General features: G+C 69.3%; 12 protein-coding genes. 9 read left to right on the top strand and 3 right to left on the bottom strand.

Annotation, left to right across the window (positions count from 1 at the left end):
- Nucleotides 1–67 precede the first annotated feature (67 nt).
- The gene (locus HXX10_RS15965; protein ID WP_296523746.1) at nucleotides 68–1,363 is read left to right on the top strand and encodes an MFS transporter; all 1,296 of its coding nucleotides are present in this window, start codon (nucleotides 68–70) and stop codon (nucleotides 1,361–1,363) included.
- A gap of 571 nt (nucleotides 1,364–1,934) precedes the next feature.
- On the top strand, nucleotides 1,935–2,885 hold the full coding sequence (locus tag HXX10_RS15960) for a catechol 2,3-dioxygenase (RefSeq protein ID WP_296523745.1): 951 nt from the start codon (nucleotides 1,935–1,937) through the stop codon (nucleotides 2,883–2,885).
- A 32-nt stretch (nucleotides 2,886–2,917) separates the two neighbouring features.
- Here HXX10_RS15960 and HXX10_RS15955 read toward each other — a convergent pair whose 3' ends face one another.
- Nucleotides 2,918–3,577, bottom strand: a complete 660-nt coding sequence (locus HXX10_RS15955) for a GntR family transcriptional regulator (protein ID WP_296523744.1) — start codon at nucleotides 3,575–3,577, stop codon at nucleotides 2,918–2,920.
- Between the two features lie 113 nt (nucleotides 3,578–3,690).
- Between HXX10_RS15955 and HXX10_RS15950 the strand changes: the two genes are divergently transcribed.
- The 7 genes from HXX10_RS15950 to HXX10_RS15920 all read left to right on the top strand — a co-directional run bounded on the left by HXX10_RS15950 (nucleotide 3,691) and on the right by HXX10_RS15920 (nucleotide 12,467).
- The gene (locus HXX10_RS15950) at nucleotides 3,691–5,046 is read left to right on the top strand and encodes an FAD-dependent oxidoreductase (RefSeq protein WP_296523743.1); all 1,356 of its coding nucleotides are present in this window, start codon (nucleotides 3,691–3,693) and stop codon (nucleotides 5,044–5,046) included.
- Nucleotides 5,043–5,786, top strand: coding sequence for an enoyl-CoA hydratase/isomerase family protein (locus HXX10_RS15945; protein WP_296523742.1), 744 nt, complete (start codon nucleotides 5,043–5,045; stop codon nucleotides 5,784–5,786). Before HXX10_RS15950 ends, HXX10_RS15945 begins: the two co-directional genes overlap by 4 nt.
- Nucleotides 5,783–7,378: a CoA-transferase gene (locus HXX10_RS15940; protein WP_296523741.1), complete on the top strand. Its 1,596-nt coding sequence runs from the start codon at nucleotides 5,783–5,785 to the stop codon at nucleotides 7,376–7,378. Before HXX10_RS15945 ends, HXX10_RS15940 begins: the two co-directional genes overlap by 4 nt.
- Before the next feature lie 11 nt (nucleotides 7,379–7,389).
- Entirely contained in the window at nucleotides 7,390–8,487 is a 1,098-nt protein-coding gene (locus HXX10_RS15935; protein ID WP_296523740.1) for a dihydrodipicolinate synthase family protein, read from the top strand.
- 25 nt (nucleotides 8,488–8,512) lie between these two features.
- Nucleotides 8,513–9,577, top strand: a complete 1,065-nt coding sequence (locus HXX10_RS15930; RefSeq protein ID WP_296523739.1) for an NAD(P)-dependent oxidoreductase — start codon at nucleotides 8,513–8,515, stop codon at nucleotides 9,575–9,577.
- Nucleotides 9,578–9,759: 182 nt separating this feature from the next.
- Nucleotides 9,760–11,160: an MFS transporter gene (locus tag HXX10_RS15925; RefSeq protein ID WP_296523738.1), complete on the top strand. Its 1,401-nt coding sequence runs from the start codon at nucleotides 9,760–9,762 to the stop codon at nucleotides 11,158–11,160.
- Nucleotides 11,157–12,467: a hypothetical protein gene (locus tag HXX10_RS15920; protein WP_296523737.1), complete on the top strand. Its 1,311-nt coding sequence runs from the start codon at nucleotides 11,157–11,159 to the stop codon at nucleotides 12,465–12,467. The genes HXX10_RS15925 and HXX10_RS15920 overlap by 4 nt, the downstream gene beginning before the upstream one ends.
- Nucleotides 12,468–12,531: 64 nt before the next feature.
- Here HXX10_RS15920 and ilvD read toward each other — a convergent pair whose 3' ends face one another.
- Both ilvD and HXX10_RS15910 read right to left on the bottom strand, forming a co-directional pair.
- Nucleotides 12,532–14,382 (bottom strand): dihydroxy-acid dehydratase, encoded by a 1,851-nt coding sequence (ilvD, locus tag HXX10_RS15915; RefSeq protein ID WP_296523736.1) that lies wholly within the window; start codon nucleotides 14,380–14,382, stop codon nucleotides 12,532–12,534.
- 155 nt (nucleotides 14,383–14,537) lie between these two features.
- On the bottom strand, nucleotides 14,538–15,221 hold the full coding sequence (locus HXX10_RS15910) for an isoprenylcysteine carboxylmethyltransferase family protein (protein ID WP_296523735.1): 684 nt from the start codon (nucleotides 15,219–15,221) through the stop codon (nucleotides 14,538–14,540).
- Between the last annotated feature and the right edge of the window lie 9 nt (nucleotides 15,222–15,230).

Below are 15,230 nucleotides of genomic sequence, written 5' to 3'. Positions count from 1 at the left end.
CGTCCGAACGTTTCGGACCCGGCGGCATCGCGCGGGCGCCACGAACCCGCAACGGAAAGGTGTCGTCATGTCGACTGCGGTTGCGATCGAACAGGCCGTCAAACCGACGCATCAGCGCCACATGCTCGCGGCGATTCTACTGATCGTCGTGTTCTTCTCCTATATCGACCGGGTGAACGTCTCGATCCTGGTCGTCGATCCGGAGTTCCTCGACTATTTCGGGATCACCGGTCAGTCGGTCCAGAAGGGCCTGCTGATGACGCTGTTCCTGGCGGCCTACGGGGTCGGCAACGTCGTGCTCTCCCCGATCGGCGATTTCCTCGGCCCGCGCAAGGCGATGGCGCTGTCCGTGTGCATGTGGGGCGTGTCGCTGATCATCGGCGGTCTCGCGCCGACCTTCATGCTGATGCTGTTCTCGCGGGTCATTCTCGGCCTCGGCGAGGGCCTGCACTTCCCGATGCAGAGCAAGTACATCAAGGAGTGGTTCCGGCCCGACGAGCGCGGCAAGGCGAACGCGGTGTGGCAGACCGGCATGGCGATCGCGCCGGCCGTGGCGATGCCGCTGTTCACCTGGATCATCCACCTGACGGGATGGCGATCGAGCTTCTTCATCCTGGCGACGGCCGGCCTGATCCCGCTCGCGGCGATCTGGTTCCTCACGGCCGACAAGCCGCGGCAGCACAAGCGGATCAACCAGCTCGAGATCGACCACATCGAGGCCGGCCTCGCCGCCGAGCGGGCCAAGGCGGCGGCCGTTCCGGCGGATGCGACCGACACGCTGCTGAGCAAGTTCAAGTCGTTTGCGACCGACTATCAGTTCTGGCTGCTGGTGATCTACTACGTGGTCCACACCTCGGTGCTGTGGGGCGCGATGACCTGGGTGCCGAGCTATCTGAAGGAGGCCCGCGGCTTCTCCTGGACCGCGATGGGCATGCTGGCCTCGCTGCCGTGGATTCTCGGTGTCCTCACCAAGATCCTGTCCGGCTATCTGTGCGACCGGATGGGTCGCCGCGCCCCCGTGATCCTGTTCGCCATGATCGGCGTCGGCATCGGCGTCTATTTCGGCGCCAACGCGACCGACAACATGACGGCGGCGATCTTCCTCGCCTTCGGCATCGGCTCGATCGGGCTCGGTGGCCCGGCCGCATGGACGCTGATGCAGGACATCGTGCCGAGCCGAGGCATCTCGACGGCGGCCGGTATCATGAACGGTGTCGGCAACGGGTTCTCGTCGTTGGCCCCGGTCGCGATCGGCTTCCTGATCTCGGTGACGGGATCCTACGTGGGCGGCCTCTACTATCTGGTCGGCTGCAGCATGGTAGGTGGCGTCGCCACCCTGATCCTGACCATCAAGGGACGGTGAACCCGGGCGGCATGCCGGCGATCGTCGGCATGCCGCCTGGCGGCGGCCGCGGCCCCGCGGCCACGGTCCGGCAAAAGGCAGCGGAAAAGCGCGATTCAATGATCCAGGTCAAAGTGGGGAACCGCCCCGGCTCATAGAGACGCGTCCAGGCGCTCCGTTCGTTTCGCGGGGGCGTGCGGCGTGATGCGCTACGGGCGGCCGATGGGATCAGTCTCACGGCCGCCCGTTTCGTTTCCGGGGAGCCGTACCGGCGGCTCGTAGAGGCAGCGGCACCCATGCGACGTCCCGAAACGAAACCGCCCCCGGTGGGCCGTTTCCGACCCGAACCGAGGGCAGATCATCGTACGCGTCGGCCATTGGTCGAGCGTATGGATCTATATGGTACGTCAACAAACGGCTCTGCCGACTCGCAAAAATGCGGATGCGGAGTGGTGTCTCCACGAATTGTCGCCAAAAGACAGCGGGTTGGATTGATCATGCCCGCTCGTGTTGCCTATGCTGGCGATCGGTCCGCCGTGCGCCGGCGCGCGGCGTCCGCGGACCCTCAGCTCGCACCGCGAGGATTCCCCGCATGGACGAACCGATCTTCGACGTCGCCCATCTCGGCCATGTCGAGCTGTTGACCGACAAGCCGGACGAGAGCCTCGACTTCTTCACCCGCATTCTCGGCCTCAGCGAAAGCGGCCGCGAGGGCGACAGTGTTTTCCTGCGCGCCTTCGACGACTACGAGTTCCACACCCTGAAGCTCACGGCGGCGCCGACCACCGGCATGCGGCATGTGGGCTATCGGGCCGCCAGCCCGCAGGCGCTGGCGCGCCGGGTCGCCGCCATCGAGGCGCTCGGCTGCGGGCTCGGCTGGAGCGACGGCGACCTCGGCCACGGGCCGGCCTACCGGTTTTCCGACCCCGACGGGCACGTGTTCGAGATCTATTTCGAGACCCGCCGCTACGTGCCGCCGCCGGGCGAGCAGCCGGCCCTGAAGAACCAGGCGCAGCGGGTGCCCAACCGTGCCATCGCGCCGCGCCGGCTCGATCACCTCAACCTGCTGGCGACCGATGTCGGCGCCATCCGCGACTTCATTCCGAAGGCGCTCGGCAGCCGCATCACCGAGCAGATCGTGCTCGACGACGGCACGGTCGGCGGCTGCTGGTTCACGGTCAACAACAAGACCTACGACGTCGCCTTTACGCGCGACGCCACCGGGACGCCTGGGCGCTTCCACCACGTCACCTATGCGGTCGACCAGCGCGAGCACATTCTCCAGGCCGCCGACGTGTTTCTCGAGAATGGCGTCCACATCGAGACGGGGCCGCACAAGCACGCCGTCCAGCAGACCTTCTTCCTCTATGTCTGGGAGCCGGCCGGCAACCGCATCGAGCTCGCCAATGCGGGCGCCCGCCTGATCCTGGCGCCCGACTGGCAGACCATCACCTGGACCCAGACCGAGCGCATGAAGGGCCAGGCCTGGGGCCTCAAGACCATCGAGAGCTTTCACACCCACGGCACGCCGCCGGTGCGGTGAGGGGGACGGGCGAGCCCGATCGACTGCCGCGCTCAGCCCTTCGGCTCGATCGCCTCGCGGGTCAGCCGCTCCAGAAAATCCAACAGCGCCTCGGCTGCCGCGACGGCGGCCTCGCCATCGCGGTCCGCGATGGCGATGAGGACGGCGGCATGCCGGTCGGCGGCCTCGCGGAACGCGTCGGTATCCTCGACATACGAGTACCAGAACCGCCGCGACAGCCCGTTGACGGCGGCGAGCATCGTTTCGATCACGCTGTTGCGGGTGGCCGCTGCCTTGATGCCGTGGATGGCGCGGTTGGCGGCGAGATAGCGGATCGTGTCGCGTTGGCGGGCGGCATCCTGGATCTCGGCGGCGAGGCGGCGCATCTCGGCCCGCTCCGCGTCGGTGGCGCGCGCCGCGGCGAGCGTCGCGACCCGCGTGTCGAGGGCGCGCCGCACCTCCAGCAATTCGAGCTGCCGGCGCACGTCGATCGGTGACACCAGCACGCCGCGCCGGGGATGGATCTCGACGAAGCCCTCGAGCCGAAGCCGCTGCAGCGCCTCGCGGATCGGCGTGCGGCCGCAGCCGAGCTCGTCGGCGAGCTGGTTCTCCGAAATCATCGCGCCGGGGGACAGCTCACGCCGGACGATCATGTCCTCGATGCGGCGATAGGCCGTCTCGGCGAGGCTGTCGGTGCTGTTCGGCTGCGCCATGCGGTGGGGTTGCCCCTGGTCCCTGCAAAACGACAGCATAGAGGTTGACCCCCTCATCGACAACTGATATGTCAGTTGTCGACAAGAAGGCCGCACCCCCCGGAAGCTGCCACGTGAAAACGCATCCGACCGACCGCAGGGAGCATGAGCAGCTCGCCACCGACGTGCTGGTGGTCGGCGGCGGTGCCGCTGGCGTCGCGGCGGCCGTCACGGCCGCCCGCCAGGGCCTCGCCGTGACGCTGGTCGAGCGCTACGGGTTTTGCGGGGGCGGAGCGGTCGCCGGGCTCTCCGGCACGGTGTGCGGCCTCTACGCGGCGACCGACCGCGTCGGTGCTGCGCCCGAGCAGGTGGTGCACGGCTTCGCCGACGAGTTCGTGAAAAGGCTCGACGCGGTCGGCGGTCTCACCGCCCCGGTCAAGTACGGCAAGACTTTCACCCGCGTGCATGACCCTCTCAAATGGCGCGAGACGGCTGACGCGCTGCTGCGCGAGGCCGGCGTCCAGGTCGTCTTCCATGCGGTCGCGATCGGTGTGCTCGGGGACGGCGGCGAGGCGGTCGAGGGCGTCGTGCTGTGGACCAAGCAGGGCCGCGTGACGGTGCGGGCCGCCGTCACCATCGACGCCTCGGGCGATGCGGATCTCGTCGCCATGGCCGGGCTGCCGAGCTTCGTCGGCGACCACGGCCGGGTGCAGAACCCGACCATGATCTTCCGGCTGCTCGGCGTCGACACGGCGGCGTTCCTGGCCGCCTACGGACACGACACCATCATGCCGCCGGCGGTCGCCCAGATGATCGAGGCAGCGCGCGCAACCGGGCGTTACGACCTGCCGCGCAGCAAGATCTGGCTGTTCACCACGCCGCGCCCGGGCGAGCTCCTGTGCAACTGCACCCGCGTGGTCGGCCGCGACGGCCGCGAGCTCAACCCGCTCTTCTGGCGCGACTTCACCGAGGCCGAGCAGGAGGGACGCCGGCAGGTGCGCGACTACGCGCGCTTCTTCCGCGACCATCTGGTCGGATGCGCGGCGTCGTTCGTCGACGACACCGGCGTGCAGGTCGGCGTCCGCCAGACCCGGCAGATGGAGGGCGTCGCGCGCCTCGCCAATGCCGACGTGGTGTCGGGCGCCAAGCATCCGGACGGGATCGCCCGCTCGCCCTGGCCGATCGAGCTGCATGCCGGCGAGAAGCCGAAGGTCGAGTGGCTGCTCGACGACTATTACGAGGTGCCCTACGGCTGCTTCGTGCCGGTGCGCGGCGAGAACCTGCTGGCGGCCGGACGCTGCCTCTCGGCCGAGCACGAGGCGGTCGCCTCCGCCCGCGTCACGGCGCAGTGCTTCGCCTATGGCCACGCGATCGGCCACGCCGCCGCCATCGCCGTGAAGGACAAGATCGCACCGCGGAACATCGCCGGCCGCGATCTGCGGATCGTGCTCGATCGCGACGGCGCCGGCCTCGATCGGAGCCCGTCATGATCAGCGTAATGCGCGACGGTGCCGTTCTGCGCCTGATGCTCGATCGTCCGCAGCGCCGCAATGCGCTCGGCACCGCCGGCATCCAGGCGCTCGACCACGCACTCGCGGCCGCCGACCAGGACGATGGCGTGCGGGCGATCGTGCTGACCGGCGCGCCGCCCGCTTTCTGTGCCGGCAGCGACCTGAAGGAGCTCGGCGGCCTCTCCATCGCGGACATGTGTGCGCACGAAGAGATCACGGCCGCGGTGGCGCGAAAGATCGCGCTCATGACGAAACCGGTCGTTTGCGCCGTCGAGGGCTATGCGCTCGGCGGCGGGTTCATCCTCGCAGTGTCGTGCGATGTCGTCGTCACGGCGACGGACGCCAAGTGGCGGCTGCCCGAGGTGGCGAACGGCTGGCTGCCGCCCTGGGGGCTGCAGGCGCTGCTCGCCCGGGTCGGTCCGGTGCGGGCCCGCATGCTGGTGTGGGGCGTCGAGGCGATCGACGGCGCCGAGGCGCACCGGCTCGGCGTCGCCGATCTGGTGACGCCGGCGGGCGGCGCACTGGACCGCGCCATGGCCTATGCAATTGCGCTCGCCGCGCTGCCGGCCGAGGCGGTGACGAGCACCAAGCGCTTCTTCGAGCTTTTCGCGGGGCGCGATGCCGAGCGGCTCGACGCAGTCGCATCCAGGGCGTTCGCCCATGACTGCCTGGGTCCGGCCGCCGCCGCGACCCTGGCGCGCTTCACGGTGACCTCATGAGCAAGATCGTCGACGCGGCCACGGCTGTCGCAGGCATTCCTGACGGAGCGACGGTGGCGTCGGTCGGCGTGATCGGCTGGATCACGCCGGATGCCGTGCTGGCCGCGCTCGGCAACCGGTTTCGCGCCACCGGTGCGCCCAGGAACCTGACCTTCTACTTCCCGTGCGGCACCGGCGATGCGCAGGGCATCAAGGGCATGGACCATGTCGCCCAGGAAGGCCTGATGAAGCGCATCGTCTCCGGGTCCTACGTCAACCCGGTCGATCCGGTCACGGGCAAGCGGCCGGAGCTGATGCGGCTGGTGCGCGAGAACAAGGTCGAGGCCTATTCGTGGCCGCTCGGCGCCTCGATGCAGTGGCTGCGCGAGGTCGCCCGCAAGAGCCCGGGCTATCTCACCCGCGTCGGCCTCGGCACCTATGTGGACCCGCTGCACGGCGGCGGCCGCTTCACGGCCTGTGCCGCCGCCGATCTGATCCGCCGCATCGCCATCGACGGCGAGGACTATCTGTTCTATCCGACCTGGCCGATCGACGTCGCCATCGTGCGGGCCTCCTCGGCGGACGACGACGGCAACCTGTCGTGGGAGGACGAGGCGCTGGTGTCGTCCAACATGGCGCTGGTGCTGGCCGCCAAGGCGTCGGGCGGCCGGGTGATCGCGCAGGTGCGTCGCCGCGTCGACAGCGACGCGCGCGCCGCCACCGCGGTGCGCATCCCCGGCGTGTTCGTCGATGCCGTCGTGGTGGTGCCCGACATGATGATGACCACCCGCACGCCGTTCGAGCCGGCCTATCTGTCGGCGCCGCGCATGCCGCTCGACCGGCTGCCGCGGCCCGTGATGGGACCCGACAAGGTGATCGCGCGCCGCGCCGCCCGCGAAGTGCGCCGCCGCGAGCTCTCCATCTTCGGCTTCGGTGCCGCCGCCGACATCCCGCTGGTGATGGCCGAGCAAGGCGCGTTCGAGAACGGCGGCCTCGCCGACTGGTGGTTCACGACCGAGCACGGCTCGTATGGCGGCGTCGTCATGTCGGACTGGCAGTTCTCCGCCAACGTCAATCCCGACGCCATCATGGATGGCGTCACCCAGTTCGACGCGATCGACGGCGGCCTCTGCCCGTTCGCCGCGCTCGCCTTCGCCCAGTTCGACGCGGCGGGCGTCGTCAACGTGTCGCGCTTCGGCGCCGCCAATCCGGGCGCCGGCGGCTTCATCGACATCGCCGAGAACGCCCGCCGCCTCGTCTTCACCGGCACCTTCACGACCGGCGGCTTCGATTGCGCCTGCGAGAACGGACGACTGCGCATCGTCCGCGACGGCAAGATCTCGAAATTCGTCGAAACCGCCGAGAGCATCACCTACCGTGTGATGGACGGCGTGCGCGACCGCGGCCAGACCGCCCTGGTGGTGACGGAACGGGCCGTGTTCGAGGTCACGGGCGCCGGCCTGGTGCTCACCGAGGTCGCGCCCGGCGTCGACGTGCGGGCCCATGTGCTCGACCGTATGGACTATGCGCCGGTGGCGATCGCCGATCCGCTGCCGACCATGAACCCGGCTCTGTTCGAGACGTCGGCCGCCGCGCTGGCGCTCGCCGGCTGAGGGAGACCATCATGCCGCTCCACTGGTCCGATCTTCCCCCCGCGCTGCTGGCGACGCTGCGCGCCGGCACCGTGCTGCCCGCCCATCCGCTCGCGCTCGACGAAGAGCGAACGCTCGATCCGCTGCGGCAGCGCGCCGTGACGCGCTACTATCTCGATGCCGGCGCCGGCGGCATCGCGGTCGGCGTCCACACCACCCAGTTCGCGATCCGCAGCGTCGGGCTCTACGAGCCGGTGCTGCGTCTGGCCGCCGAGGCGGTCGCCGACTGGGCTGACGGGCCGCGGCTCTTGATCGCCGGCGTCACCGGGCGGACCGAGCAGGCGGTGCGCGAGGCCGAGACAGCGCGTGCCCTCGGTTTTCACGCGGCGTTGCTGAATGTGGCGGCCTTCCGCGGCGCCGCCGAGGCCGAGATCCTCGAGCACTGCCGCCGCGTCGCCCGCGAGATGCCGCTGATCGGCTTCGCGCTGCTGCCCGGCGTCGGCGGCATGCATCTGAGCTACGCCTTCTGGCGCGCCTTCGCCGGCATCGAGAACGTGATCGCCGTCAAGATGGCGCCCTTCGACCGGTACCGCACCGTCGAGATCGTCCGCGCCGTGGTCGATGCCGGCGCATCCCGCCGGGTGACGCTCTACACCGGCAACGACGATCATGTGGTCCTCGATCTGGTGGCGCCGTTCGCGGTGCGCTCGGCGGACGGACATCACGAAACTCGTGTGCGCATAAAGGGCGGGCTGCTCGGCCATTGGAGCGTGTGGACCCGCAAGGCGGTCGATCTGCTCGCCCGCATCCAGGCGGTGCCGGACGGCGCGCCGGTGTCGGCCGATCTGCTCGCGCTCGACTCGATGGTGACCGACTGCAACGGCGCCATCTACGACGCCGCGCACGGGCTTTCCGGCTGCATTCCGGGCTGCCTCGCGGTGCTGCAGCGCCAGGGGCTTTTGCGCGGCACATGGTGCCTCGATCCGGCCGAGACCCTGAGCGAGGGGCAGGCGGCCGAGATCGAGCGCGTCTACGCACAGTATCCGGAGATGAACGACGACGGCTTCGTGCGGGCGAATCTCGACCGCTGGCTGTCGGATGCAGGCAAGGCCATCCCGCTCGCGGCGTGAGCGGATCAATCGGTGGGGTCGGGTGATGTTGAAGAGCAAGTCCAGCGACGTGCTGTCGGGGCCGGAGGTGTTTCCGGAGACCTTCCGCGACGTCGATCATCTCGAAGAGTTCATGTCGACGCCGACGCTCGCCGTCGTCGAGGATCTGGCGAGCCTGGAGGGCGACGTCGCCGTGCTCGGCGTCGCCGGCAAGGTCGGCGTCTGCCTCGCCCGCATGATCAAGCGGGCGGCGCCCGACAAGCGGGTGATCGGCGTCGCGCGCTTCTCCGAGGAGGGGCTGGAGGCGCATCTGCAAGGCTGGGGCGTCGAGACGATCCGTTGTGACCTGCTCGACGAGGCGGCCGTGAATGCGCTGCCGAAGGTCGCCAACGTCATCTACATGGCCGGCATGAAGTTCGACTACAAGGGCCGCGAGGACCTCCTGTGGGCGATGAACACTATCGCGCCGGGCATCGTGGCAAAAGCCTTCGCGGGCAGCCGCATCGTCGCCTTTTCGACCATCCACGTCTATCCGTGGTCGAACCCGCTGCACGGCGGCACCGGCGAGGACACGCCGCCCTTCGCACGGCCGGGCGAATATGCCAACTCGGTGGTCGGGCGCGAGCGCACCTTCCAGTACTATTCGCGCCGCTTCGGCACGCCGGGCCGCATCGCCCGCCTCGTCTACGCGATCGACATGCGCTACGGCGTGCTGCAGGAGATCGCCTCCTGGGTGATGTCGCGCACGCCGATCCCGCTCGACACCGGCCACGCCAACATCATCTGGCAGGGTGACGCGACGGCCCAGATCATCCGCCTGCTGCGTCATTGCGAGGTGCCGTCCTCGCCGCTGAACATCGGCGGACCCGAGACCGTCAGCGTGCGCAAGCTGGCGCTCGACTTCGGCGAGCTGCTCGGCATCGAGCCGGTGTTCACCGGCACCGAGCAGACCGACTGTCTCTTGGTGAACTGCGAAGCCGCCGCCGATCTGCTCGGCAACCCGGTCGTTCCGGTGCGCACCCAGGTGCGTTGGGTCGCCGACTGGGTGAAGAGCGGCAAGCCCGTCTACGACAAGCCGAGCAAGTTCCAGATCCGCTCCGGAGTCTTCTGAGTCCGGCCGGTCCCGGCCGCAGACGAGCCCCCGCGACATCGAGACGAGCCGCCGGTCCCCCGGCGGCCTGCGACGGCGCCGGTCTCCGGCGCCGAACGACGACGCACGACCGCGATCGACCGCCGGCGCGGAACGTGACAGCGGCGCATGACGCGCCCGGACGGCGGTCGTCGGAGGACGTCATGTCGTCGGATGTGTTGCCCAGTCATACGTTCGCGCCGGCCGCGGCGCAAAGCAGCAGTGCCACGGCTGCCGAGATCGCCAGCCGCATCGAGCGACTGCCGATCTGCTCCTGGCACGTCAAGGTGCGCCTGGTGATCGGCGTCGCCACCTTTTTCGACGCCTTCGATGCGCTCACCATCGCCCAGGTGCTGCCCGTGCTGGCGCCGATGTGGAAGCTCTCCGGCGCCCAGATCGGCTTACTCATCTCGGTCGGCTATCTCGGCCAGCTCCTCGGCGCGCTGTTCTTCGGCTGGCTCGCGGAGCGGATCGGCCGGGTGCGCGCCATCGCGCTGTGCATCGCCACCTTCGGCGGGATGAGCATCGCCTGCTCGCTCGCCTGGAACTACGAGTCGCTGCTGGTGTTCCGCACCATCCAGGGCTTCGGGCTGGGCGGCGAGGTGCCGATCGCGGCCGTCTATATCAGCGAGATCACCCGGGCCAAGGGTCGCGGCCGCTTCGTGCTGCTCTACGAGCTGATCTTCTCGGTCGGCGTCGTCGCGGCCGGCGTGCTCGGCTACTGGCTGGTGCCGACGCTCGGCTGGCAGGCCATGTTCCTGCTCGGCGCCAGCCCGCTGGTGCTGATCTGGTTCCTGCTGCGTCACGTGCCGGAATCGCCGCGCTGGCTGGCCAGCCACGGCCGCCTCGCCGAGGCGGACGTGACGCTCGCCGGGATCGAGGAGGCGACCCGCACCGCGACGGGCGCACCGCTGCCGCAGGTGGTCGTGACGGAGGCCAAGGCGCCGCAGGCGCCGTCGTGGCGCGATCTGTTCGGCCCGCTCTATCTGCGCCGCACCATCGTGGTGTGGTTCATCTGGTTCGGCAGCTACATCGTCTATTACGGGATCGGCACTTGGCTGCCGACCCTCTACCGCACCGTGTTCCACCTGCCGCTGGAGCAGTCGCTCCGCTACGGCCTGATCAGCAACGCGATCGGCTTTGTCGGCGCGACGCTGTGTGCTCTGACCATCGACTATGTGGGACGGCGGGCCTGGTTCGCGCTGGCGCTCGCCGGCTCGTCGGTGTTCCTCTTCATCCTGTGGCTCAACGGCGCGACCACCCCGCAGGACGTGCTGATCTACGGCAGCGGCGCCTACTTCTTCGCCACCTCGGCGGCGATCGGCGTCTATCTCTACACGCCCGAGCTCTACCCGACCCGGGTGCGGGCGATCGGCGTCAGCACCGCGACCGCGTGGCTGCGGCTCGCCTCGATGGCGGGTCCGACCATCGTCGGCACCATGATCGGCTACGGCCTCGGCTCGGTGTTCCTCACCTTCGGCCTGGTCGCGCTCCTCGCCGCCGTCGTGGTCGGCACGTTCGCGATCGAGACCAAGGGCCGCATCCTCGAGGAGGTGTCGCCATGATCGTCCAGCCCGTCTTCCTCGTCAGTCCGGTCTACTATCCGGCGGAGCTGTCCGCCTCGGTGGCGGCCTCGCTGCTCGACCACATCCGACGAATTCTGCCCGCCGGAGTAACGCTGTCGGAGCCCGTCCACCTGTCGGACCAGGGCGGCGTCGACGCCTACCTGTCCGCCGGGCACACGGGGGTGCCGCTGCTGATCGCGCTCTCCGGCGCCACCCAGCCGTGGCTCCTGTCGATCGCCAAGGCAGTGCCACGGTCATTCCTGTGGTGGCATTTTCCCGGCGGAGGACTCTTTGACGCGGCGGGCGAGACGCTCGTCCGCACCATTGTGTCCCGCAACGCGTTGCCGGCCGTGATGGATTGCTGGGCGCATCTGCGCAACCGCAAGGTCCAGGTCGAACGGGTCTTCGACAAAAGCTCCTTCGCGGAGAAATGCGGCCTGGCGAGCGTGATGGACCGGATCCGCGCCACCCGACTGTTGATCATCGGCTATACGCAGAGCTGGGTGGTCTCCGCGAGCGTGGACGAGCGCCGGATCGACGACCGCTTCGGCATCCGGTCCGTCCATATCGGCCTCGAGGAGCTGTTCTCCGAGTATGCGGCGGTGCCGCGCAGCCCCGAGGTCGTTGCCTTTGCCGCTGACTATCTGCAGGCGGCGGCGGCTTGCGTCGAGCCCCGGACCCAGCACGTCGAGGACGCGTACCGGCTCTATGTGGCGGTCAGGACCCTGATGGACCGCTACGCCTGCAATGCCGTGGCGATCTCCTGCTTCTCGCTGGTGAAGCAGCTCCACGTCACGTCATGCATCGCCCTCTCGCTGCTCAACGATCAGCCGAACACCATCGCGGCCTGCGAGGGCGACCTCGACGCGGCGGTCTCGATGATCGTCGGCAAGGCCGTGTCCGGTCTGCCGGTGTTCATGGGCAATCCGGTCTATTATCTCGACGACCGGCTGGATCTCGTCCATTGCACGGCGCCGAGACGGCTCACCAGCGAGGCGATGAACTATACGGTGCGGACGCATCACGAGACCGGGTTGAGCGTCGCCCAGCGCATCGAGGTCGGCGGTCCGCGCAAGGCCACGCTCTTCCGCATCGGCAACGAGTTCAGCGAAGCCACCTTGTTTCCGGCCGAGTTCGTCGACAATCCCGACGAGGACACCTGCCGCACCCAGTTCCGGTTCAGGATCGACTGCGCCCAGAAGCGGATCGACGAGTCGCTCGGCTGCCATCACATGGTGATCTTCTCGGACTGCGTGGACGAGCTCCGCACCGTCTTCGAAGGCCCGCTCGGGCTCCATGTGAGGTGACGGTGCCCGACAAAAAAACGGCGGAGCCGGGGGGCTCCGCCGCCGTGCTGCGTCCTGGTCCGGATTACCTTCGGACGGGCCGGATCTCGCGCACGGCGCCGCGGGCCGCGCTGGTGGTGAAGGCGGCGTAGGCCTGCAGGGCCGGCGACACCTTGCGGTCGCGGTTTTCCGGCTGCCAGGCCTTGTCGCCCTTGGCGACCATCGCCTCGCGCCGGCGCGCCAGCTCGGCGTCCGGGATGGCGAGGCTGATCCTGCGGTTGGGGATATCGATCTCGATCGTGTCGCCGTCCGCGACGAGCCCGATGGCGCCGCCCTCGGCAGCCTCGGGCGAGACATGGCCGATGGAGAGGCCCGAGGTGCCCCCCGAAAAGCGTCCGTCGGTGATCAGCGCGCAGGCTTTTCCCAGGCCCTTCGACTTCAGATAGCTGGTCGGATACAGCATCTCCTGCATGCCGGGGCCGCCGCGCGGGCCTTCGTAGCGGATCACCACCACGTCGCCGGCCACGATCTTGCCGCCCAGGATGCCGTCGACCGCTGCGTCCTGGCTCTCGAACACCTTCGCCTTGCCGGTGAACGTCAGGACCGAGGCGTCGACGCCCGCCGTCTTCACGATGCAGCCGTCCTGGGCGATGTTGCCGTAGAGGACCGCGAGGCCGCCGTCGGTCGAGAAGGCGGCGTCGGCGCTGCGGATGACGCCTTTCTGGCGGTCGAGGTCGAGGTCGTCCCAGCGGCTCTCCTGGCTGAACGCCGCGATCGAGGGCACGCCGCCGGGCGCCGCCTTGAACAGCGTCTGCACGGCCTCGCTGTTGGTGCGGGCAATGTCCCAGCGGTCGAGCGCATCGCCGAGCGTCGCCGCATGCACCGTGCCGGCGGTGCGGTCGATCAGGCCGGCGCGGTCGAGCTCGCCCAGGATCGCCATCACGCCGCCGGCGCGATGCACGTCCTCGACATGCACGTCGGCGACCGAGGGCGCCACCTTGCACAGGCACGGCACCCGGCGCGACAGCTTGTCGATGTCCTGCATGGTGAAATCGACCTGGCCCTCCTGCGCGGCGGCGAGCAGATGCAGCACCGTGTTGGTCGAGCCGCCCATGGCGATGTCGAGCGCCATGGCGTTGGAGAAGGCCTGGACCGTCGCGATCGAGCGCGGCAGCACCGAGGCGTCGTCCTGCTCGTAATAACGATGGCAGAGGTCGACGATCAGGTGGCCGGCCTCGACGAACAGCCGCTTGCGGTCGGCGTGGGTCGCCAGCAGCGTGCCGTTGCCGGGCAGCGCCAGGCCGAGCGCCTCGGTGAGGCAGTTCATCGAGTTCGCCGTGAACATGCCGGAGCACGAGCCGCAGGTCGGGCAGGCGGAGCGCTCGATCGCGGCGATGTCGTCGTCGCTCTGGCGGTCGTCGGCGGCCATCACCATGGCGTCGACGAGATCGACGGCGCGGGTCTTGCCGCCGAGCACGACCTTGCCGGCCTCCATCGGCCCGCCGGAGACGAACACGGCCGGGATGTTCAGCCGCAGCGCCGCCATCATCATGCCGGGCGTGATCTTGTCGCAGTTGGAAATGCACACCATGGCGTCGGCGCAGTGGCCATTGACCATGTACTCGACCGAGTCGGCGATGATCTCGCGCGACGGCAGGCTGTAGAGCATGCCGTCGTGGCCCATGGCGATGCCGTCGTCGATCGCGATGGTGTTGAACTCCTTGGCGACCCCGCCGGCCTTCTCGATCTCGCGGGCGACCAGTTGGCCGAGGTCCTTGAGATGCACGTGGCCGGGCACGAACTGGGTGAACGAGTTGACCACCGCGATGATCGGCTTGCCGAAGTCGGCGTCGGTCATGCCGGTCGCTCGCCACAGGCCGCGGGCGCCCGCCATGTTGCGGCCGTGCGTCGTCGTGCGGGAGCGATACTGCGGCATGGTCGACTCCTCGAGGGTCGAAGGGAGGGGCTTGTTCCGGGGTGGCCGGCCGGGCCGGCGGGTGATGCGTTCTAGCGCGTCGGAGGCCGGGTGAAAACCCGCCGGCGACAGGCGGGGGCCGGAACGGTCGGGAGCGATGCCGGGGGACCAGCCGCCTACCAGACCCCCGGCACCAGCCGCCAGCGCACCTCGGCCTGGTAGGCCGGGTAGCCCGGCAGGTGGGTGGCGAGATAGCGCTCCTCGGCCAGCAGCCTTGCCGCGATGGCGGCGATCAGGGCGGCGGCGGGCACGAAGCCCCACCACGAGCCGAGCGCCAGCGGGCCGAACACCGCCAGGGCGCCGGCGCTCGCATACATCGGGTGGCGGACCACCGCATAGGGACCGGTCGAGACCACGGGCTGGCTGTCCTCGACCGCCACGGTGCCGGCCGCATAGGAGTTCTCGCGGAACACCAGGAAGCACAGCGCATAGCCGGCCAGCACGCCGAGATTGCCGACGATCACCAGCTCGCCCGGCATCGGCATGTCCGACCAGTGGAAGCGGTAGTCGAGGCCGGGCACCACCATCAGGGCGATGCCGCACAACCCGGCGACGATCTGGATGCGGCGCTGCGCCGGGTCCGGCTCGGCGGCCGGGCCGACGGTCAGGCGGCGTTCCAGCAGGGCGCGGTCGTGCGCGAGCAGCCACACCGAGATCGCCGCCGTGGCGGCGAGCGTGGCGGCGAGAAACAGCCAGCCCGGCCAGTAATGCAGCGACCCCGCCGGCCCGATCACCAGCAGGGTCATGTACGCCGTGAGCCTGAGGAAGCCGAGGACGGTCCGGCGGGCGAGATCGGTCATGCGGCGCCA

The organism is Rhodoplanes sp., from assembly GCF_013377085.1.
Lineage (GTDB): Bacteria > Pseudomonadota > Alphaproteobacteria > Rhizobiales > Xanthobacteraceae > Rhodoplanes.
This window is presented reverse-complemented; position numbering and strand designations above follow the sequence as displayed.

Coding starts and splice junctions, on each gene's coding strand:
- HXX10_RS15920 (WP_296523737.1), top strand. CDS start 11,157: ATGATCGTCCAGCCCGTCTTCCTCGTCAGTCCGGTCTACTATCCGGCG.
- HXX10_RS15925 (WP_296523738.1), top strand. CDS start 9,760: ATGTCGTCGGATGTGTTGCCCAGTCATACGTTCGCGCCGGCCGCGGCG.
- HXX10_RS15940 (WP_296523741.1), top strand. CDS start 5,783: ATGAGCAAGATCGTCGACGCGGCCACGGCTGTCGCAGGCATTCCTGAC.
- HXX10_RS15945 (WP_296523742.1), top strand. CDS start 5,043: ATGATCAGCGTAATGCGCGACGGTGCCGTTCTGCGCCTGATGCTCGAT.
- HXX10_RS15965 (WP_296523746.1), top strand. CDS start 68: ATGTCGACTGCGGTTGCGATCGAACAGGCCGTCAAACCGACGCATCAG.
- HXX10_RS15910 (WP_296523735.1), bottom strand. CDS start 15,221: ATGACCGATCTCGCCCGCCGGACCGTCCTCGGCTTCCTCAGGCTCACG.
- HXX10_RS15930 (WP_296523739.1), top strand. CDS start 8,513: ATGTTGAAGAGCAAGTCCAGCGACGTGCTGTCGGGGCCGGAGGTGTTT.
- HXX10_RS15935 (WP_296523740.1), top strand. CDS start 7,390: ATGCCGCTCCACTGGTCCGATCTTCCCCCCGCGCTGCTGGCGACGCTG.
- HXX10_RS15955 (WP_296523744.1), bottom strand. CDS start 3,577: ATGGCGCAGCCGAACAGCACCGACAGCCTCGCCGAGACGGCCTATCGC.
- HXX10_RS15960 (WP_296523745.1), top strand. CDS start 1,935: ATGGACGAACCGATCTTCGACGTCGCCCATCTCGGCCATGTCGAGCTG.
- ilvD (WP_296523736.1), bottom strand. CDS start 14,382: ATGCCGCAGTATCGCTCCCGCACGACGACGCACGGCCGCAACATGGCG.